Genomic DNA, 19,563 nt, shown 5'->3' on the forward strand with positions numbered 1-19,563 from the left:
CGGCATGGCACGCGATAACCTCAGCGACATCCTCGTCTTCCTCGCGGTCGCGCGCGAACGCAGTTTTACGCGCGCGGCCGTAAAACTGGGCATGACGCAGTCCGCCCTCAGCCACACGATCCGCGCGCTGGAAGCGAGAATGGGCGTGCGGCTGCTGACGCGCACGACGCGCAGCGTGTCGCCCACCGAGGCCGGAGAGCGGCTGCTGCAGAACGTGGCGCCGCGGCTGGAAGAGATCGACGCGGAGATCGCCGCCGTCAGCGAGCTCGGTGACCGGCCCGCCGGCACCGTCCGCATCACGGCCACGGACCACGTCATCGACAACGTGCTGTGGCCGCGCCTGGCCGCCGTGCTGCCGCAGTACCCGGACATCCACCTGGAGATCAGTTCCGAATACCGCATGGTGGACGTGGCGGCCGAACGCTACGACATCGGCGTGCGCTGGGGCGACCAGGTCGAGAAGGACATGATCGCCGTGCGCCTCACGCCGGACACGCAGACGATGATCGTCGGCGCACCCGACTACTTCGCGCACCGTCCCGTGCCCGCATCCATCGACGATCTCATGAAGCACGAATGCATCCGCCTGCGTCTCGCCGGCGGCGGCGTCTACGCGTGGGAGATGGTCGAGGGCGGCGCAGCCATCGACGTGCGCGTGCGCGGCCGCTACACGTTCAACGGCGTCTACCAGATGCTGAACGCGGCGCTGTCCGGCAACGGCCTCGCCTACATGACCGAGGACATGGCGGTACCGCACCTGCAGGCCGGCCGCCTCGTCAGCGTGATGGCGGACTTCTGCCCCAAATTCCCCGGCCTGCACGCCTATTATCCGAGCCGGCGCCATGCGTCGCGCGCACTGGCCGTCGTGCTCGATGCGATCCGCCATCAAGGCTGATTTCTTCGGGGATTTTTCGTGCGTACCATATCTCCGAAGAGGCCGGCGCACGGTTGAAGCGAATACCTGAACGGATGGCCGGGATGTTCTAGAATGGGTCGCCTGCGGTGCCTGTCCCACGCCGCATGGAGGACCGCATGGACCTGCTCGAGGCAATCAACGATCCCGCCGACTTGCGCGCGCTGCCCCGCGCACGCCTGGAGATGCTGGCGCGCCAGTTGCGCCGCTTCCTGCTCGACACGGTGGCGCGTACCGGCGGCCATCTCGCGTCGAACCTGGGGACGGTGGAACTGACGATCGCGCTGCACTATGTGTTCGCCACGCCGCGCGACCGCATCGTGTGGGACGTCGGCCACCAGAGCTATGGCCACAAGGTGTTGACGGGCCGGCGCGCGCAGATGCACACCCTGCGCCAGGCGGGCGGCCTCTCGGGCTTCCCGCGCCGCTGCGAGAGCGTGCACGACTGCTTCGGCACGGCGCATTCGTCGACCGCATTGTCCGCCGCGCTCGGCATGGCGCTGGCCGCGAAGCTGCAGGGCGACGACCGCCATGCCGTGGCCGTCTGCGGCGACGGCGCGCTGTCCGCCGGGATGGCGTTCGAGGCGTTGAACAACGCCGGCGTCGATCCGTCGCTGCGCCTGCTCGTCGTCGTCAACCACAACGGCATGTCCATTTCGCCCGCCGTGGGCGCGCTGGACCGGCATCTGTCGGATCTCGCCGCCGGCCGCGTGCGCCCCGGCGCATCGCTGTTCGAGGCGCTCGGATTCGCGTACGCCGGTCCGGTGGCTGGCCACGACCTCGACGCGCTGATCCCCGCGCTGGAGGCCGCGCGGGGCCGTGCCGGTCCGCAGGTGCTGCACGTCGTCACGCGCAAGGGCAAGGGCTATGCGCGCGCGGAGACCGCACCCACGCTGTACCACGGCACAGGGCGCTTCGACCCCGCGCAGGGCGTGCCGGACGGCGCCCGCGGCCGGCCCGCGTACACGGACGTGTTCGGCGACTGGCTGTGCGACATGGCCGCGCACGACCCGCGCCTCGTCGGCATCACGCCCGCCATGCGCGAAGGGTCCGGCCTCGTGCGCTTCGCCCGGCGCTTCCCCGACCGCTACGTGGACGTCGGCATCGGGGAGCAGCACGCGCTGACGTTCGCGGGCGGCCTCGCCGTCGAAGGCATGAAGCCCGTCGTCGCGATCTATTCCACGTTCCTGCAACGTGCCTACGACCAGTTGATCCACGACGTCGCGCGACAAAACCTGGACGTGACGTTCGCGCTCGACCGCGCCGGCCTCGTCGGCGCGGACGGCGCCACGCATGCGGGCAACTACGATATCGCCTACCTGCGCTGCGTGCCGAACATGGTCTTGATGGCGGCGTCCGACGAGGCCGAGTGCCGGCGCATGCTGACGACCGCCTACCGCCATCCGGGGCCGGCGGCCGTGCGGTATCCGCGCGGACCGGGCCCCGGAATGGTGCCGGCGGCCGAGCTGGACACCATCCCGTTCGGCCGCGGCGAGGTGCGCCGGCGCGGGTCCGGTATCGCGATCCTCGCGTTCGGCCCGATGCTGGCGCCTAGCCTTGACGCGGGGGCGGAACTGGGCGCGACGGTGGTCAACATGCGGTTCGTGAAGCCGCTCGACGCGGACCTCGTGGCGGCGCTGGCGCGCGACCATGCGCAACTCGTGACGGTGGAAGAGGGTGCCGTCATGGGCGGCGCGGGCGCGGCCGTCGCGGAGGCGCTGGCCGCGGCCGGCATCCAGCGGCCGCTGTTGATGCTCGGCCTGCCGGACCTGTTCATCGAGCACGGCGACCCCGCCGCGCTGCTGGGCGCCGCCGGGCTCGACGCGGCCGGCATCGCCGCTGCCATCCGTCAGCGTTATCGTGCCGACGCTACTTTGCTCGTAGCGAACAGTAGTTAGCGAGAGGTGCCCCATGCTTTCCGAAACGGATGCGCTCACCGTGCCGGACCACACGCCGGCCAGTTCGTTCGGCCTGGCCATGCGCCTGCTACCGGCGCCGCGGCGTGCCGCGATGTTCGGCATCTACGCGTTCTGCCGCGCCGTCGACGACATCGCCGACGGCGCGGCACCGCCCCGTGAACGCCGCGCCGCGCTGGAACGGTGGCGGGCCGACGTCGATGCCGCGTACGCCGGCACCTGGGCCCCGCGCCTGCGCGCGCTGGCGCCGCACATCGCCGCGTACGGCCTCGCGCGCGCCGATTTCCATGCGGTGATCGACGGCATGCTGATGGATGCGCAGGACCGCCCCATCTGCGCGCCGCCCGCCGACACGCTCGACCTGTACTGTGACCGGGTCGCCGCCGCGGTGGGGCGCCTGTCCGTGCGCGTGTTCGGCCTGCCGGCGGACGATGGCATCCTGCTTGCCCACCACCTGGGCCGCGCGCTGCAGCTGACGAACATCCTGCGCGACATCGACGAGGACGCCGCCATCGGCCGTGCCTACGTGCCGCGCGAACTGCTGCTCGCTGCCGGCGTCGAAGCCCGCGTGTGCGCGGCCGGCGCGGACGACATCGCCGCGCATCCGGCGCTGCCGCGGGCATGCGCCGACCTCGCCGCGCAGGCACGCCGGCACTACGCCGCGTCCGACTTCGTGCTGCGCCGCCACCGGGGCAGTGCGGCCCGGGCGCCGCGCCTGATGGGGGCCGTGTATGCCGTACTGCTGGCGCGGCTCGCGGCGCGCGGCTGGGGCAGTCCGCGCGCGCCCGTCCGGCTGGGCCGCCTGGCCAAGGTCGGCATCCTGGTGCGGCACGCGCTCCGGTAGCCACGGGGGATCTCATGCGCTACTCGTCCTTCCGGTCCATGGCGCAGGCCGGCGCCGTCGAGGCGGAACGCACACTCGCCCGGCACGCACGCCTGGAGCCTGCCATCGATGCGGCGCTCGCGGCCGTGCTCGCCGACCAGCGCGACGACGGGCACTGGGTCTACGAACTCGAAGCGGATGTCACGATCCCGGCCGAGTACGTGCTGATGGTGCACTACCTGGGCGAGACGCCGGACACGGCCCTGGAGCGCAAGATCGGAACGTATCTGCGCCGGCGCCAGGGCGACCACGGCGGCTGGCCGCTGTTCCACGGCGGCGCCTTCGACCCGAGCGCCAGCGTCAAGGCGTATTTCGCGCTGAAGATGATCGGCGATCTGCCCGACGCGCCGCACATGGCGCGGGCGCGTGCGGCGATCCGGGAGCACGGCGGCGCCGAGCGCAGCAATGTGTTTACGCGCATGCTGCTGGCGCTGTTCGGCGAGATGCCGTGGTCGGCCGTACCGGTGATGCCGGTGGAGATCGCGCTGCTGCCGCGCTGGGCGCCGTTTCACCTGTCGAAAGTCTCGTACTGGACCCGCACCGTGCTGACGCCGCTGCTCGTGCTGGGCGCGCTGCGGCCGCGCGCGCGCAATCCGCGCGCCGTGGGCGTCCCTGAACTGTTCCTCGCGCCGCCGGACGGCCTCGGGCTGGCGCCGCGCGCGCCGCACCAGGACCGCATGTGGTTCGCGCTGTTCCGCACGCTGGAGTCGCAGATGCGGCTGCTGGCGCCGCGCCTGCCCGCGCGCCTGCGCCGGCGGGCGGTGGAACAGGCGGCCGCGTTCGTGCGCGCGCGCCTGAACGGCGAGCACGGGCTCGGCGCCATTTTCCCCGCGATGGTCAACGCCGTGCAGATGCTCGACGTGCTGGGCTTGCCGCCGGATGCACCCGAGCCGTCCGCCGCGCGCCGTGCCATCGACCGGCTGCTCGTCGACCACGGCGCCGAGGCCTATTGCCAGCCCTGCCTGTCGCCCGTGTGGGACACGGCGCTGATGTGCCACGCGCTGCTGGAGACGGGCACGCCGCGCGCGCTGGACGCGGCGCGCCGGGGCCTGGACTGGCTGCTGCCGCTGCAGATCCTCGACCAGTCGGGCGACTGGGCGGCACGCCGGCCGGACGTGCGCCCCGGCGGCTGGGCGTTCCAGTACGAAAACGCCTGCTATCCCGACGTCGACGACACGGCGGTCGTCGCAATGGCCATGCACCGGGCCGCGCACCTCTAACCGTGGCCGCTGCCGGACCGGTACGCGGACGCCGTCGCCCGCGCCCGCGAGTGGATCGTCGGCATGCAGGGCAGGGGCGGCGGCTGGGGCGCGTTCGAAGCCGACAACACCCACGACTACCTGAACCACATCCCGTTCGCCGACCACGGCGCGCTGCTGGATCCGCCGACCGCCGACGTGTCCGCGCGCTGCCTGTCGATGCTGGCCCAGCTGGAGCCCGGCGCCTGCGCGCAGCGCCGCTCGCCGGCCGCGCGGGCGTTCGGCTGGCTGCTGCGCCGCCAGGAAGCGAATGGCAGCTGGTACGGACGCTGGGGCGTGAACTATGTCTACGGCACGTGGTGCGCACTGTGCGCCCTCGCGGCGGCCGGCCTGCCGCCGGAGGCGCCCCCTGTCGCGCGCGCCGCCCGCTGGCTCGCATACGTGCAGAATCCGGACGGCGGCTGGGGCGAAGGCGGCGACAGCTACCGGCTCGACCACGCCGGCCACGCGTGGGCGCCGTCGACGGCATCGCAGACGGCGTGGGCGCTGCTGGGCCTGATGGCGGCGGGCGCCGTCGAGACGCGGGCCGTCACGCGCGGCATCGCCTGGCTCGTGGACCACCAGCGCGCGGACGGCCTGTGGGACGAACCGCAGCACACGGCCACGGGCTTCCCACGCGTGTTCTACCTGCGCTACCACGGCTACGCCAGGTATTTTCCGTTGTGGGCGCTGGCCCGCTACCGCAACCTGCGGGCCGGCGGCAGCGGCCGGGTCGCGTTCGGGATGTAGGCCGTGCCGTCGGCGCCGGGCGTGCTCGTCGTCTGCGGCATGCCGTTCGAGGCGGCGATCGCGGACGGGCCCGGCGTCACCAGCGTGTGCGGGCCCGGGCCGTGGCGCGTGGCGCAACGGCTGCACGGGATGCTGGACGGCCACGGCGACTGGGCCGGCATCATCAGCTTCGGCTGTGCGGGCGGCCTGGATCCGGCCCTCGCGTGCGGCGACTGCGTGGTGGCCACGGCCGTGCTGACGCCGGACGGCCTCGTCGCGACGGACCCGGACTGGTCACGCGCATTGCTGGACCGGCTGCCCGGCGCCCGTCCCGGGCTGCTCGCGGGGGCGGACGCGCCCCTCGCCACGCCCGCCGCCAAGGCCGCGCTGTGGCGTGACGCGGGCGCCGCCGCCGTCGACATGGAAACGCATGCGGCCGCGCTGGCCGCACGGCGCCACGGCTTGCCGTTCGCGGCCTGCCGCGTCGTGCTCGATCCGGCCTGGCGCACCGTGCCCGCGGCCGCGCTGGCCGGACTGGATACGGGCGTCGCCTGGCCCGTGCTGCGCGCCCTGGTCCGTGCGCCGGGGCAGATCGCCTCCGTGTGCGTGCTGGCGGGCGAGGCGTTGGTGGCGCGGCGTTCGCTGCTGCGGGCACGTGCGCGACTGGGGGCGGGGCTGGGGTGTTATTGCTTGCCGCTATCTTCCTTGTCGTAATCCGGCAACGGCGTTTCCTTGCCCTCGTCGAGCTGCGTATGGCGGCGGCCCAGGTAGGCGTCGCGCACGAACAGATAGCGGTCGAGCGCGGCCTGTTCCAGCAGATTGGTCGCGTTCAGGTAACGGGCCCGCGTGCTGACGAAGTCGACGCCCCACAGCGTATTGCGCGAGGCCGGCTTCGCGTACGTGATGGGCGAGGCGTACTGGTCGACGCCGAAGCCCGCCGCGTCGCGGAACGTGCTCGGGCCGAAAAGGGGCAGCACGAGATAGGGACCGGCCGGCACCCCATAATGGCCCAGCGTGAGGCCGAAGTCCTGGTTGTGCTTGGCGATGCCGGCCGGTGTGGCGATGTCGAGCACGCCCAGCAGGCCGAACGTGGAATTCACGGCCACGCGCATCAGGTCGTTCATCCCGTCCATCAGGCGCAGCTGGGCGAAATCGTTGAGCATCACGGGGACATCGCCCAGGTTGGAAAAAAAATTGTCCACACCGGTGCGGACGAAGCGCGGCACGGTGCGGTTGTACGTGCGCGCGACCGGTTGCGCGATGTGGCGGTCGAGCGTGTCGTTGAAGCGGAACGTGGCGCGGTTGAGCGGTTCCAGCGGATCGACCGGATCGCGTTGCGTGCCCGTGGCGCAGCCGGACAGGAGCACGGCGGGCGTGAGCAGCAGGGCGGCAACGATCCGCGGCGGCGGGTGGGTCATGGCGGACCTCGTTCGGCAGGTGCCGGGGCACGGGGCTGTCCCAGCAGGACGGGCTGGAAGAACACGGCGCCGATCAACGTGCAGACCAGCGCCAGCACCAGCAGCTTGCCCATGCTCGCGGTGCCGGGGTGGTGCGACAGCCACAGGCTGCCGAACGCGGTGCCGGTGGTCGCCGCGCTGAGGACGATGGCTTGCGTGAGCGGATGCTCCAGCCGCGCCGGCTGCCCGGCGCGCCAGGCCATGATGTAATAGATTTTGAAGGCGACGCCGACGCCCAGCAGCAGCGGCAGCGCGATGATGTTCGCGAAATTCAGGTGGATGCGCAGCAGCACGCAGGCCTCCAGCGTGACCAGGCTCGACACGAGCAGCGGCACCATCGTCAGCAGCACGTCGCCCACGCGCCGGAACGCGATCCATAACAGCAGCGCGATGGTGGCGACGGCCAGCAGCGCCGCCTGCACGAACGCGGCGATGATGAGGTCGGCGGCGTGGCGCACGGAGATCGGGCCGCCGGCCGCATCCGGTGCGATGCGCAGGACGGCATCGGCAAAGCGGCCCAGCCGGCTGTCGTCGCCGAGGCTCGTCCCCGTGGGCCGCGTCGGGCTGACGTCGACCAGCGCGCGGCCGTCGGGCGCGATCCAGTTGCGGCGCATTGCGGCGGGCAGGCTCGCCAGTGTGACGGATTCCGGCCGCAGGGCCAGCCGCAGGGCGTCCAGCGCGAGCCGCAGCGTGCCAGCCAGCGCCTGGTCGGCGCGGTCGCGGGCGTCCGGCCCCGCGCGCGCCAGCGCGGCGAGCGCCCGCGCGAGCCGCGATGCCTCGGCCGCACCGGGACCCGGATGATCGAGCGCCGCATTGTGCAGCGCTTGCGCGGCCGTGCGCAGCGCGGCCGTGCGCTGCGCGTCCGACGCCGGTGCAATCGGCGGTCGCTCCACTACGGGCAGCAGGCGCGCGGCGGCCGCGGCGATGGCAGCCAGTTTTTCCGGTTGCCGGTCGGGCACGAGGCTGGCGGCCGTCAGCGCATGGGCCACGTCGGGCAGGCGTTCCAGGCGTGCCGCCAGGGCCGCGGCCTGTGCCAGCGACGGGGCGAGTACCTGCACGTTGTCGAGTCCGATGTCGGTGCCGCGCGCGAGCGACGTCAGCGTGGCCATCGATTCGCTGCCGGGATTCTTGAGGTGCAGCGGATCGAAGTCGAATTCGAGGCGCCACAGCAGCGGAATGCCGGCCGCGACGAGCGCCAGCGTGACCGCGAGCACGGTCTTGCGGTGGGTCTGCAGCGCATGGTCGATGCCGGCCAGCCACGGGTAGCCGGGAGCGCGCGCGCCCGCCGGCGGATCGGTGATGCGTATCAGCGCGGGCAACACTGTCAGGCAGGCGGGCAGGGCGACGCACAGGATGCCGACGCCCGCGATCTGCCCCAGTTCGGCCACGCCGCGGTACGCAGTGGGGAGGAAGGCGAGGAAGCCGAACGCGGTGGCCGTCGCCGCGAGGGTGAGCGGCAGCGCGAGCGCGCGCGCCGTCGCCAGCAGGGCCGTGCCGGTGCCGGGCCGGACGCGCCGCAGTTCGCGGAAGCGCATGCCGAACTGGATGCCGAAATCGATGCCGAGCCCGACGAACAGGATCGCGAACGCGATGGATATCAGGTTCAGCGCACCCACCATCATGAGCCCGAGCGCGGCCGTGAGCGCGAGGCCGCCCAGCATGGTGATGCACAGTGCCAGCACGAGCGGGGTCGAACGCACCGCGCGCCACAACAGCACGAGCACGATCGCGACGGGGATGCTGCCGACGAGCGGCGACCCTTCCTGCAGCGAGGCGAACTCGTCGTCCGACAAGGGCACCGGCCCCGTCAGCGTGACGTGCGCGCCGTAGCGCCCGGCCAGGCGCAGGTCGGCGGCGGCCGCGCGGATCGCGTCGCTGGACGCGGCGCCGGGCAGCAGGGCGGCATAGTCCAGGACGGGACGGACTTCCACGAGGCCGGGTTCGGCCGCCGCACCGTGGATGGCGAGATCCTGCCAGGACAGCGCGGTGTTGCTTCCGGCGAGGACACCCTCGACCGCGGCGGCGCCGCGCGCCAGCAGCGGCGCCATCTGCGCGAGCGTGACCTGGCCCGTCAGCAGGGGCGTGCCCAGCGTGACCGCCAGCAGGTTCGCGACGCCCCGCAGCGACGGGTCGCGCGCGAGCGCATCGAGCAGGGGCCTTGCATCGACGAGGCGCGCCGCCAGCGCGCGGACCTCGTGCGCGTCGAGGTACAGCAGGCCGTTGCGGCGGAAGAAATCGGCACCCGCGCCGAGGTCCACCGCGCGGAACAGGGCGGGCTGCCGGCGCAGGCGGTCGGCCAGTTCGCGGGCCGCCTGCGCCGCGAACTCGGGCGCGGGGGCGCGGATGACGGCCAGCGTCGTGTCGCCCCGGTTCGGGAACGCGGCGGCGATGGCGGCGTCGCGCCTGGCCCATGGCGCATTCGCGTCGATCAACTGGCCGACGTCCGTATTGATCGCGAAATGGCGCGCGACATAAAGCCCCGATGCAAGTACCAGCAGCGCAAACGCCCCCAGCACCGCCCATGGGTGGCGGCACGACAGGTGAACGAGCCTCGCAATCTGGTGGGTCAGCATGGTGTGTTCATTAGAACGGATGCGGTGTGGGTGACCGTATGATCTGGCGCAGCCGTGCGCGGGAACGCTGACGGCCGGACGACGGTCATATGGATGTGCCGATCGAGGATCCCATGAAACCGTCTTTATTTCTGCTTGCCCTGGCCTGTTCCATGCCGCCACCGGCCTGTGCCCGGCAGGTGGCCGAGCGTACGCCGGAGCAAACGTTGAAGAGCACGATCGACCAGGTCATGAGCGCCATCCGCAGCGACCCTGGCGCGCGCGCCGGCGACCCCGAACGGACCCTCGAGATCGTCCGCCGCGACTTCCTGCCATCCACGGACTTCATGCTGACCACGCAGTACGCAGTGGGCAGCGCGTGGGCACAGGCAACACCGGCCCAGCGTGAGGCGCTGTTCCGCGAGTTCCAGACCTTGCTGGCGCGGACCTACGCGATCCAGCTGACGCAGATCCAGCAGGAGAACACGCAGTTCCGCTACGGGCCCGCGGCCCGCTCCGCCGCGAACGCCACCGATGCCGTCGTCAGGACGACCGTGGTCACGGGCGGCGACACGATGCCGATCGACTACCGGATGCACAAGACGCCCGCCGGCTGGAAGATCTACGACATCGACATGATGGGTGCGTGGATGATCCAGGTGTATCGGCAGCAGTTCGCCGCCCGCCTGGCGGCGGAGGGCATCGACGGCCTCATCCGATACCTGGCGGCTCATAATCGTGGTCCCTGAGCGCGGTCCCTGAGCGGAGGCAAGCGGCGCATTTCGAACCAGTGCCACGAGATGAGGGCCGGCACGCCGGTCGCGATCTCGCGCATCCGCTTGACGAGCGCCAGCGACAGCGCCACGTCCCCGCCCACGCCGGTCAGCTGGGCGAACAGCAGCACGGCCGCTTCCTGCACGCCCAGGCCGGCGGGCACCATGAAGCCGGCGTGGCGTACGGCTTGCGTCAGCGCCTCGATGGCGAGCGCGGCCTGCAAGCCGACGGGGTGGCCGAGCAGAGCCAGCGCATACCACGTTTCGAACGTGCCCAGCACGTTGGCCAGCAGCGACCACGCCCCGGCGCGGGCGAGACGGCCGCGTTGCCGGAACAGGCGCGCGCCGGCCGCGGCGATGCCCCCCCCGTCCAGGTGCAGTGCGATGACGTTCTGCGGCCCGAGCAGGCGCAGTACCCGGCGCTCCAGCCGCGCGAACGGCGCGCCGTGGCGGAGCAGCCACCAGGCGAGCATGGGCAGCGGTAGCGAGAGCAGCAGCGCCCCCACGATGATCCCGACGAGGCCGGGCCCGCCCGTCAGCGTCAACATCAGCAGCGCGCCGGCGCCGCAGAACAGGTAGAGCACGACGATTGTCAGCAACACTTCCACGACGACACTTGCCGCGACGCCGGCCGTGTCGGGTACCCGCAGGCCCGCGAGCCGCACGCCGGCGACTTCGCCGCCGATGTTCGCCACCGGCAGCAGCCGGTTGACGGCCTCGCGCACGAGCGCCACCCACAACAGGAACAGCGGCCCGGCCGCGCGCCCGGGGTCGAACGGCGCGAGCAGCACGCGCCATGCGCGGACGTCGAACACCTGCGTGACGACTCTTGCCGGCACGACGAGCAGCAGCGCCCAGCCGGCCCGCTCGAATGCGGCCACGATGCCGGTCCAGCCTTCGGCGGCGACGAGCGCCACCACCAGCGCGAGCCCGGCGATCGATCCCGTCCAGGCCAGCCGGCCCATCGTGCGGGCATGGCTCATGGGCCGTCGCGGTGATCCGTGGTGCGCCCGGCGGCCGCGTTCCCGCGAAGGCATGGCGGTACGCCGGCTGCGGGTGTGCCCGGCGGCGCCTCCGCGTGGCCTGCCAAATGCCCTCCGGTGCCGCCCGTGCCCACATCGTCGGCGCGGCTGCCAGCCCCGACGGCACGGCTGCCCGCCCGGACGTCGCGGTTGCCCGCCCCGACGGCGCGGATGTCCGCCCCGTCGCCTGTTGCGGCGACAAGGTCGGCAAATCCACCGAAGCGCCAGCCCTGCGCGCGCAGGGCGCCGCACACTGCACGCACATGCGGCGAGACGAGTGCCGCGAACTCGTCGGCGTGGCGGTAGCCGCGCATCGATGGCGCGATCTCCGTGCCCGACGCGAGTGCCGGATGCAGGTACAGCTCGCCGATGCCGGACGTCGGCAGGTTGCACAGTGCATCCAGCAGGGCCGCCTCGTCGAAGCGCCCGGACTGGCGGATCCCGGCCACGTAGTCGTTGTGGCCGATGCGGGCGGCGTCCAGCCTGGCTTCGAGCAGCGCCAACCAGGGCCGCAGCCAACCAGGGGACGCTTTCCCCGGTGGCCCCGTCTCGCGCGGCAACCTGACGGCTTGCAGTCCGAACGCGCGGCCGATATCGAGGAGAAGCGTCAGGATCGTCGGGTGCAAATGAAAATGCTTGTGCGCGTTGACATGGTCCAGCGGCAGGCCGCTGGCGGCGAACGCGTCGAACTGGGCGCGGATCTCCAGCGCCAGCTGGCGGCGTACCCGCGGCAGGCAGAAGTAGCGCGCGCCGTCGCGTGCCATGCGCCTCCCGAAGCGGCCCTGCGCGTCGACGAGGTCGGGGATGGCCCGCGGCGGCAGCACGGACGCACCGTCGGTCAGGACGAGGTGCAGGCCCACCCGCAGGCCCGGCAAGGCGCGTGCGCGGGCGATCGCATCCTCGGCGGCCGGTGCGCCCACCATCAGGCTGGCCGCGGTCAGGATGCCGTCCCGATGCGCGCGCTCCACGGCCGCGTTCACGCTCGGGTGCGCGCCGAAGTCGTCGGCCGTGACGATGAGGCCCCGTCCACGCGGCGCGCTCATGAATGGGACGCGCCGTGGGCGCGCAGGAAGTGGAAGAATTCGACGCCTTCGCGCAGGCGGCGCCGGGTCATGTCCCAGCTCTGCAGCATCTCGCTGACGATTTCCCAGATCTTCGAGGGGCGGAAGTAGAAACTGCGGTAAAACTGTTCCACCCCGTGATAGATCTCGTCGCTCGACAGGTGCGGATAGCTGAGCGCGGCCATTTGCACCCCGCTGCCGTCGACGAGCGGAATGGTCTTGTGAGCCGGTATCCAGTCGTTTTCCAGCGCCTGTTCGTACAGCCGGGTGCCCGGGTACGGCGCGGCCAGCGAGACCTGGATCGTGTGCGGGTTGATTTCCTTGGCGAATGCGATCGATTTCGCAATCGTCTCCCGTGTCTCGCCCGGCAGCCCGAGGATGAACGTGCCGTGGACGGTGATGCCGAGCGCGCGGCAGTCGGCGGCGAAGCGCCGCGCGATGTCGGTCCGCAAGCCCTTTTTGATGTTCAGGAGGATCTGGTCGTCGCCGGATTCGTAGCCCACGAGCAGTAGCCGCAAGCCGTTTTCCTTCATGATCTTGAGCGTCGAATAGGGCACGTTCGCCTTCGCATTGCACGACCATGTTACGCCCAGCTTGCCGAGACCCCGCGCGATCTCCTCGGCGCGGGGGCGAGAGTCGGTGAACGTGTCGTCGTCGAACATGATTTCTTTTACTTCCGGCATGTTCGCGCGGATCCAGCGGACCTCGGCGAGCACGTTTTCCGCGGACCGGGTGCGGTAGCGGTGGCCGCCGACGGTCTGCGGCCACAGGCAGAACGTGCAGCGCGAGCGGCATCCGCGTCCCGTGTACAGTGACACGTACGGATAGTTCAGGTAGCCGATGAAGTAATTGCGGATGTTCAGGTCGCGCCGGTAGACGGGCGCGACGAACGGCAGCGCGTCCATGTCTTCGATGATCGCGCGCGGCGGGTTGTGCCGGATCGCGCCCCCGGCATCGCGCCAGCTGATGCCGTCGATGTCCGCCAGCGGCCGGCCGGCGGCGACGTCGCGGCAGGTGTAGTCGAATTCCTCGCGCGCGACGAAGTCGACGGCAGTGCCCGCCCGGAGCGCTCCGCCGGGATCGACGGCGACCCTGGCGCCCACCATGCCGATGCGTAGCGCGGAATGCGTTTCCCTGAGCATCCCGGCGAACCGTACGTCGCCCGGGAACGAGGGGGTGCTCGTGTGGATGATCACGAGGTCGTAGTCGCGGGCGATGTCCAGCGTCCGCGCCACGGTAAGCCCGTCCGCGGGCGCGTCGAGCAGCCGGCTGCCGGGCACGAGGGCGGCGGGCTGGGCCAGCCAGGTCGGATACCAGAACGAGCGGATTTCGCGCTTCGCCTGGTAGCGCGAGCCGGCGCCGCCGTCGAAGCCCTCGAACGACGGCGCCTGCAGGAACAGGGTCTTCAGCATTGCGGTATGCATCGCGGTGGTGTCCATGATCGTTATCGCCAGGATGGCCGGTCATGCGCGGCCGGCACACCGCAGGGCCGGTTGGGGGCGGCCGCCCGGCCCGTGTCGATGGGCAGGCAGTGCTCCCGCCAGTGCGTCGTCGTACCGGCAAACGCGCTCGCCCACTCCAGTACGAGCAGGCAGTCGCGCAGCGGCGCGAGCCAGGCGTGACCGGGTGCGGGGATGTCCGGCGCCGGCCTGCGCCAGTGCAGGCCGAGCCGCGCCGCCCCGCCGCACAATGCCAGTGCCACGTTCCACGCCGTCGGCGCGAGGCACAGGCCGAGCGCCAGCATCGGCAGGGTGAAGGTGATGAACGACAGGGCGTAGCCGAGCGGATTGAGCGAGCGGATCGTCTGCATCCAGCGCCGCTCCCTCGACCACAACGCACACAGGCCCGTTTCCGTCACGTCGGTCCCCACGTTCACGTCGGACAACACTGTCGCCAGGCCCAGACCGCGCACGAGTTCGCCGAGCCGGTAGTCGTCGGCCAGCCGGTTCTCCAGCACCTCGACGCCGCCGATGGCCTCGAGCGTCGCCGCGCGCACCGCGATCGTCGCCCCGAACGCGAAGGCACTGCTGCCGCCGCTGCTCGCGACCCGCACGGAGGGGGCGAACCACGTGTCGATGAAGAATGCGCCGGTCCGCGGCCAGACACCGTCCAGCGGCCGGCCGTGGTACAGGCAGGTGACGATGCCGACCCGCGGCTCGGCCAGCGGCGCCGTCACGCGGGCGACGTACTCGGGCCCGACGGCGATGTCGCTGTCGGCCAGCACGAGCCAGGGATGGCGCGCGGCCCGCATCATGTTGATGAGGTTGCTCACCTTGAGGTTGCTGCCGTGGATGCGCGGATCGACGACGAGCCGCATGTCGACGGCGGGGAAGCGCCGGGCCAGGCGTCCGACGACGGCGACGGCCGGGTCGGCCGGATCGCGGACCCCGAATACGAGCTGGACATGCGGGTGCGTCTGGCTGCACAGGCCGGCGAGATTCTCTTCCAGCCGGGGCTCGGCACCGCACAGGGGCTTGAGTACGGTGACAGGCGTCCACAGCGGTGGCCGGTCCGCGCGCGCGCCGCGGATGCGACCGCGGCAGAGCAGCGCCGCCAGCGCGTAAAGCGTGGCCAGCACCGTCAGCGTCGAGCCGGCCAGCGTGACGAAGGACGGCATCATCGGGTTCCTCCATTCAGCCCGGCCTTGCGGCCCCGGATCTCGTCGAGACGGATGGCGACCTGCTGTGCATGCACGTGTTGCGCGGGCCGCTGTCCGCCCAGCGGAATATCCGGTGCCATCGGCCCGTCGGTGGCGACGCCCCGCAGCGCGACGCGGGCCGCCGCCAGGGGGCGGGCGAGCGTGTCTCGCACGGCGCTTGCCTCGTAGCCGCTGTGCACCATGCAATCCGCGCATTTCTCGTAGCGGCCCGTGCCGTAGGCCTCCCAGTCGGTGTCGTCCATCAGTTCCCGGAACGATGCGGCGTAGCCTTCGCCGAGCAGGTAGCATGGACGCTGCCAGCCGAACACGGTCCGCGTTGGATTGCCCCAGGGGGTGCAATGATAGGTCTGGTTCCCCGCGAGGAAGTCGAGGAACAGGCTGGACTGGCTGAACGCCCAGCGCCGCCCCCCTTCGCCGCGCGCGAGTATGTCACGGAACAATTGTCTCGTCCGGTTGCGCGTGAGGAAATGCTGCTGTTCCGGCGCGCGTTCGTAGGCATAGCCCGGCGACACGGTGATGCCGTCGACCTCCATCGTCTTCAATGTATCGAAGAAGCTTGCCACCCGCTCCGGGCGGGCATCGTCGAACAGCGTGCAGTTGACGTTGACGTGGAAGCCCGCCGCCTTGGCACGCTGGATTGCGGCCACGGCACGCCGGTACACGCCCGCGCGGCAGACCGAACGGTCGTGCATGCCCTCGTCGCCGTCGAGGTGAACCGACCATGTAAAGAACGGGCTCGGGCGGTACCGGTCCAGCTGCCGTTCCAGCGGCAGCGCATTCGTGCACAGGTAGACGAACTTGCGGCGTGCGACGATGCCGGCGACGATCGCGGGCATGTCCTTGTGCAGCAGCGGTTCGCCGCCCGCGATCGAGACGACGGGCGCGCCGCATTCGTCGACGGCGCCGAGGCACTCTTCCACCGACAGGCGCTGGTCGAGGATCTCGGCCGGATAATCGATCTTGCCGCAGCCCGCGCACGCCAGGTTGCAGCGGAACAGCGGCTCGAGCATCAGCGCGAGCGGGTAGCGTCGTTCGCCGGCCAGGTGCTTGCGCAGCACGTAGGCGCCGACGAGAGCTTTCTGCAGGAGCGGGATGGCCATGCTCGTGTCCCTGTCGTCAATGTGTGCCAGCTTCCGGCCCGGCAGCGAGCGCGCGCGGCAGCCGGAATTCGATGTGTTCCTCGATCCCGTCCATCGTCGACACCTCGACGGGCGCGAGTGCGCGCAGGGCACCGATGACGTGCTCGACCATGGCCTCGGGCGCGGACGCGCCGGCCGTGATCCCGACCACCGCCGCGCCCGCGACCCAGGCGGGGTCGAGCTCGCTGCCGTCGGCGAGCAGCCAGGTCGGGGTGCCGGTCTCCGCGCCGATTTCGCGCAGCCGGTTCGAGTTCGAACTGTTGGGCGCCCCGACGACGAGCAGCACGTCGACCCGTCGGCACAGGTCGCGCACGGCGCGCTGGCGGTTCTGCGTGGCGTAACAGATGTCGCGCACGTCGGGTCCGACGATGTCCGTGAAGCGCCGCCGCAGGGCCGCGATGACGCCGCGCGTGTCGTCCACGCTGAGCGTCGTCTGCGTCACGTAGGCGACCGGCGTGTCGGGCGGCAGGTCGAGGTCCTCGGCCTCGCGCGCGTCGCGCACGAGCAGCACGCGGCCGTCGATCTGCCCCATCGTCCCCTCGACCTCCGGGTGGCCGGGATGGCCGATCAGGATCACCGTGCGGCCGCCGGCCGCATACTGGCGCCCCTGGATGTGGACCTTGGCGACGAGCGGGCAGGTCGCGTCCAGCACCCGCAGGGCGCGCGCGCCGGCATCGGTCTCGACCGTGCGCGCCACGCCGTGCGCACTGAAGACCGTCACCGCCTGCGGCGGCACTTCGTCCAGGTCTTCGACAAACACGGCGCCCTTGGCGCGCAGGCCGTCGACCACGGCCTTGTTGTGGACGATTTCGTGGCGCACGTACACGGGCGCACCATGCCGTTCGAGCGCGCGCTCGACGATCTCGATGGCTCGGACGACGCCCGCGCAAAACCCGCGCGGCTGGGCTAGGATCACGTGCATGACGGTTCTCTGCGGTGCTTTCCGGTCGGTGCAGATTGGAGTCTCCGCCGGCGCGCAAGTTCGCACGCGGCGTTTGATCCAGATGCGTATGCGCCTCGCATGTCTGATTAGAATGCGCTGCAGATGGATGCCGGAAGGAGGCCATGGTGGCGGGAGGCGACCTCGTGCTGGTCACGGGCGCGGCCGGGTTCGTCGGCGCCGCCGTGGCGCGCGCGGCGCTGGAACAGGGGTATGCCGTCCGTGCCCTGGTGCGCGCGAGCAGCCCGCGCCGCAATCTGGCGGGGTTGTCCGCCGAGGTCGTCGCAGGCGATATGCGCGACGCGGCGGCGGTCGGGCGCGCGCTGGCCGGCGTGCGCTTCCTGCTGCATGTCGCAGCGGATTACCGGTTGTGGGCACCCGACCCCGGCGAGGTCATGCGCAACAACCTGGAGGGCACGGCGACCGTAATGCGGGCGGCCCTGGCAGCCGGGGTCGAGCGCGCTGTCGTCACCAGCAGCGTGGCCACGTTGCGGGTGAGTCCGTCGACGGCAGCGGCCATGGAAGACGAACCGCTGGCGGAGCGCGAGGCCATCGGTGTGTACAAGCGCAGCAAGGTGGCGGCCGAGCGTCTCGTCGAGCGCATGGTCGCGCAGGAGGGCTTGCCGGCCGTGATCGTCAATCCGTCGACACCGGTCGGCGCGCGCGACGTGCGTCCGACGCCGACGGGACGCATCATCGTCGAGGCGGCCCGTGGCCGGATGCCGGCGTTCGTCGAGACGGGGCTGAACGTCGTCGACGTCGAGGACGTGGCGCGCGGACATCTGCTCGCCCTCACGCGTGGGCGCGTGGGCGAGCGCTACATCCTCGGCGGGCAGAACGTGATGCTGCGCGAGCTGTTGGGCGAGATCGCGCAACTCGTCGGGCGCAGGCCGCCGCGCGTCAGATTGCCGGCCGCGCCGCTGGTGCCGCTGGCGCACGCGGCCGAGGCGCTCGCACGCCTGCGCGGGCGCGAGCCGTTCTTGACGGTGGATGGTTTGAAGATGTCGCGCAACCGGATGTTTTTTTCGTCGGACAAGGCGGAGCGGGAGCTCGGCTACCGGCCGGGACCGTACGTTGCCGGCGTGCGGGCGGCGGTCGCGTGGTTCGGGCGGGAAGGGTATCTCGGGGAAGGCTATCTGGCGTAGTTGCGGTAGGCGTGCCGTGACACGCGGCACTGGTCCCGGCGCGGGCGCGGGGTGTGGTTTAGGCCCTTGCGATACCCCGGCTCCATGCCGCCAGGGACGACGCTGACCATGCTGACGACGCGGACGGCGCAGATTCAGCGCCCGCGCCCGAACAGCCTGGCCAGCCGCAGCGCGAGCCGGGCCAGGCGCGGCACCGTGCGGGGACGCAGCAGCCGTTCGTCATAACCCGCAAAGCGCCGGTCGTTTTCCGCAAGGCAGAGCGCGAGCAGGTCGTGGACACCGGCGCCATCGTCCGCGACCGATTGCGCCCCGTGCAGCGTGAAATTATTGTCCTGCGCGCGCGCACCGTCCGCGTCCATGGCGCGTGCCAGGCCGATCCGCTCCCACGCGAGGAACGCCCACACGGCGGCGACCTTCGCCTCGAAGCGCACGCGGCGCAGGAACGACAGACGGGCGCGGTGCCAGCCGGCCCAGTTGGCGAACAGCAGGATGTGCCGGCACTCTTCCTGCATCACGGGCTCGAACGTGTCGACGAGCGCCGGCGGAAACAGGCCGGAACGCCGCGCCAGCTCGAACAGGCCGAAGGCGAAAAAGCTGTCGATGCATTCGCTGTAGCCGGTGACGAGGTACCCCCACTCCGGATCCCGGGGCGGGGGCTGGACGGGTTCGGGCGCGAGCTCGATGCCGTACGCCGCGACCATGCGCGCGAGCACGTCCTTGTGACGCTGCTCTTCCCACGCGTTCAGCGCGAGCGCATCGCGCATGGCGGGATCGCGCAGGGTGCCGGCATAGCCCGCCATGCGCAGGCGCGCCTTGCCTTCGGTCTGGACCGCGATGTCCCAGATCGGCAGCGCGACGATGCGGTCGCGCACCGCCGGTTCCAGCACGGGCCAGTCCAGCACGGCGGGGCGGTAGGGATTGAAGGTGTCGCGGAACATGCGGCACGTGGCGTCGCCGTGGCGGTCCGAGCCGGGGACCAGGGGGCCGTCGGCCGGCTCGCGCCAGTGCCGCATGCGCGCGTCGGCCGCGGCCAGTTGCGCATCGTCCTGGGCCGGTGCGGGCTGCGGCGGCGGCCGGAAGCCCGGCACCAGCTCGGCAACGTCGAAGGTATCCGTGGCGTGGCCGTCCATGCGCGT

General features: G+C 71.5%; 14 protein-coding genes and 2 pseudogenes. 7 read left to right on the forward strand and 9 right to left on the reverse strand.

The features are described 5' to 3' along the window. The first annotated feature begins 4 nt into the window (after positions 1-4). The 5 genes and pseudogenes from ACEN9H_RS11580 (at position 5) to ACEN9H_RS11600 (ending at position 6,393) form a co-directional block, all read left to right on the forward strand. Positions 5-895, forward strand: coding sequence for a LysR family transcriptional regulator (locus ACEN9H_RS11580; RefSeq protein ID WP_413674853.1), 891 nt, complete (start codon positions 5-7; stop codon positions 893-895). A 137-nt stretch (positions 896-1,032) separates the two neighbouring features. Then, positions 1,033-2,811 (forward strand): 1-deoxy-D-xylulose-5-phosphate synthase, encoded by a 1,779-nt coding sequence (gene dxs, locus ACEN9H_RS11585; RefSeq protein WP_413674854.1) that lies wholly within the window; start codon positions 1,033-1,035, stop codon positions 2,809-2,811. A 13-nt stretch (positions 2,812-2,824) separates the two neighbouring features. Further along, complete coding sequence (gene hpnD / locus ACEN9H_RS11590) at positions 2,825-3,673, forward strand: presqualene diphosphate synthase HpnD (RefSeq protein ID WP_413674855.1); 849 nt, start codon at positions 2,825-2,827, stop codon at positions 3,671-3,673. A gap of 14 nt (positions 3,674-3,687) precedes the next feature. Beyond that, positions 3,688-5,700, forward strand: a pseudogene (shc, locus tag ACEN9H_RS11595) (squalene--hopene cyclase). A gap of 3 nt (positions 5,701-5,703) precedes the next feature. Further along, on the forward strand, positions 5,704-6,393 hold the full coding sequence (locus tag ACEN9H_RS11600; protein WP_413674856.1) for a squalene--hopene cyclase: 690 nt from the start codon (positions 5,704-5,706) through the stop codon (positions 6,391-6,393). Here the strand turns inward: ACEN9H_RS11600 and ACEN9H_RS11605 are convergent. Both ACEN9H_RS11605 and ACEN9H_RS11610 read right to left on the reverse strand, forming a co-directional pair. Further along, positions 6,363-7,097, reverse strand: coding sequence for a VacJ family lipoprotein (locus ACEN9H_RS11605; protein ID WP_413674857.1), 735 nt, complete (start codon positions 7,095-7,097; stop codon positions 6,363-6,365). The two genes, ACEN9H_RS11600 and ACEN9H_RS11605, sit on opposite strands and share 31 nt — an antisense overlap. Beyond that, positions 7,094-9,709: an MMPL family transporter gene (locus ACEN9H_RS11610; protein WP_413674858.1), complete on the reverse strand. Its 2,616-nt coding sequence runs from the start codon at positions 9,707-9,709 to the stop codon at positions 7,094-7,096. Before ACEN9H_RS11610 ends, ACEN9H_RS11605 begins: the two co-directional genes overlap by 4 nt. Positions 9,710-9,822: 113 nt before the next feature. Between ACEN9H_RS11610 and ACEN9H_RS11615 the strand changes: the two genes are divergently transcribed. Beyond that, positions 9,823-10,437: a phospholipid-binding protein MlaC gene (locus ACEN9H_RS11615; RefSeq protein WP_413674859.1), complete on the forward strand. Its 615-nt coding sequence runs from the start codon at positions 9,823-9,825 to the stop codon at positions 10,435-10,437. Here the strand turns inward: ACEN9H_RS11615 and ACEN9H_RS11620 are convergent. The 6 genes and pseudogenes from ACEN9H_RS11620 to ispH form a co-directional block, all read right to left on the reverse strand. After that, complete coding sequence (locus tag ACEN9H_RS11620; RefSeq protein WP_413674860.1) at positions 10,419-11,444, reverse strand: lysylphosphatidylglycerol synthase domain-containing protein; 1,026 nt, start codon at positions 11,442-11,444, stop codon at positions 10,419-10,421. The two genes, ACEN9H_RS11615 and ACEN9H_RS11620, sit on opposite strands and share 19 nt — an antisense overlap. Before the next feature lie 233 nt (positions 11,445-11,677). Further along, a pseudogene (gene hpnK / locus ACEN9H_RS11625) lies at positions 11,678-12,526 on the reverse strand (hopanoid biosynthesis-associated protein HpnK); the annotation flags it as partial. Continuing rightward, entirely contained in the window at positions 12,523-13,956 is a 1,434-nt protein-coding gene (gene hpnJ, locus ACEN9H_RS11630; protein WP_413675573.1) for a hopanoid biosynthesis associated radical SAM protein HpnJ, read from the reverse strand. The pseudogene hpnK and the gene hpnJ, both read right to left, overlap by 4 nt. Positions 13,957-13,988: 32 nt before the next feature. Then, entirely contained in the window at positions 13,989-15,161 is a 1,173-nt protein-coding gene (gene hpnI / locus ACEN9H_RS11635) for a bacteriohopanetetrol glucosamine biosynthesis glycosyltransferase HpnI (protein ID WP_413675574.1), read from the reverse strand. Further along, positions 15,161-16,303, reverse strand: coding sequence for an adenosyl-hopene transferase HpnH (gene hpnH / locus ACEN9H_RS11640; protein ID WP_413674861.1), 1,143 nt, complete (start codon positions 16,301-16,303; stop codon positions 15,161-15,163). The genes hpnI and hpnH overlap by 1 nt, the downstream gene beginning before the upstream one ends. 16 nt (positions 16,304-16,319) lie before the next feature. Beyond that, entirely contained in the window at positions 16,320-17,264 is a 945-nt protein-coding gene (gene ispH, locus ACEN9H_RS11645; protein ID WP_413674862.1) for a 4-hydroxy-3-methylbut-2-enyl diphosphate reductase, read from the reverse strand. A 143-nt stretch (positions 17,265-17,407) separates the two neighbouring features. On the opposite strand from ispH, the gene hpnA reads away from it, so the two are divergent. After that, positions 17,408-18,427, forward strand: coding sequence for a hopanoid-associated sugar epimerase (gene hpnA, locus ACEN9H_RS11650; protein WP_413674863.1), 1,020 nt, complete (start codon positions 17,408-17,410; stop codon positions 18,425-18,427). A gap of 134 nt (positions 18,428-18,561) precedes the next feature. Here hpnA and ACEN9H_RS11655 read toward each other — a convergent pair whose 3' ends face one another. Next, positions 18,562-19,557, reverse strand: coding sequence for a ferritin-like domain-containing protein (locus ACEN9H_RS11655; RefSeq protein WP_413674864.1), 996 nt, complete (start codon positions 19,555-19,557; stop codon positions 18,562-18,564). Between the last annotated feature and the right edge of the window lie 6 nt (positions 19,558-19,563).

The sequence above is a fragment of the Massilia cellulosiltytica genome, assembly GCF_047325105.1.
Classification (GTDB): Bacteria; Pseudomonadota; Gammaproteobacteria; order Burkholderiales; family Burkholderiaceae_D; genus Telluria; species Telluria orientalis.

Bases quoted from the DNA above. Each gene is read 5' to 3' on its own strand.
- hpnJ (WP_413675573.1), bottom strand. From the start codon at position 13,956: ATGCTGAAGACCCTGTTCCTGCAGGCGCCGTCGTTCGAGGGCTTCGAC.
- ACEN9H_RS11655 (WP_413674864.1), bottom strand. From the start codon at position 19,557: ATGGACGGCCACGCCACGGATACCTTCGACGTTGCCGAGCTGGTGCCG.
- ACEN9H_RS11580 (WP_413674853.1), top strand. From the start codon at position 5: ATGGCACGCGATAACCTCAGCGACATCCTCGTCTTCCTCGCGGTCGCG.
- hpnI (WP_413675574.1), bottom strand. From the start codon at position 15,161: ATGCCGTCCTTCGTCACGCTGGCCGGCTCGACGCTGACGGTGCTGGCC.
- hpnA (WP_413674863.1), top strand. From the start codon at position 17,408: ATGGTGGCGGGAGGCGACCTCGTGCTGGTCACGGGCGCGGCCGGGTTC.
- hpnH (WP_413674861.1), bottom strand. From the start codon at position 16,303: ATGGCCATCCCGCTCCTGCAGAAAGCTCTCGTCGGCGCCTACGTGCTG.
- ACEN9H_RS11605 (WP_413674857.1), bottom strand. From the start codon at position 7,097: ATGACCCACCCGCCGCCGCGGATCGTTGCCGCCCTGCTGCTCACGCCC.
- ACEN9H_RS11615 (WP_413674859.1), top strand. From the start codon at position 9,823: ATGAAACCGTCTTTATTTCTGCTTGCCCTGGCCTGTTCCATGCCGCCA.
- ACEN9H_RS11610 (WP_413674858.1), bottom strand. From the start codon at position 9,709: ATGCTGACCCACCAGATTGCGAGGCTCGTTCACCTGTCGTGCCGCCAC.
- ispH (WP_413674862.1), bottom strand. From the start codon at position 17,264: ATGCACGTGATCCTAGCCCAGCCGCGCGGGTTTTGCGCGGGCGTCGTC.
- dxs (WP_413674854.1), top strand. From the start codon at position 1,033: ATGGACCTGCTCGAGGCAATCAACGATCCCGCCGACTTGCGCGCGCTG.
- ACEN9H_RS11620 (WP_413674860.1), bottom strand. From the start codon at position 11,444: ATGAGCCATGCCCGCACGATGGGCCGGCTGGCCTGGACGGGATCGATC.
- hpnD (WP_413674855.1), top strand. From the start codon at position 2,825: ATGCTTTCCGAAACGGATGCGCTCACCGTGCCGGACCACACGCCGGCC.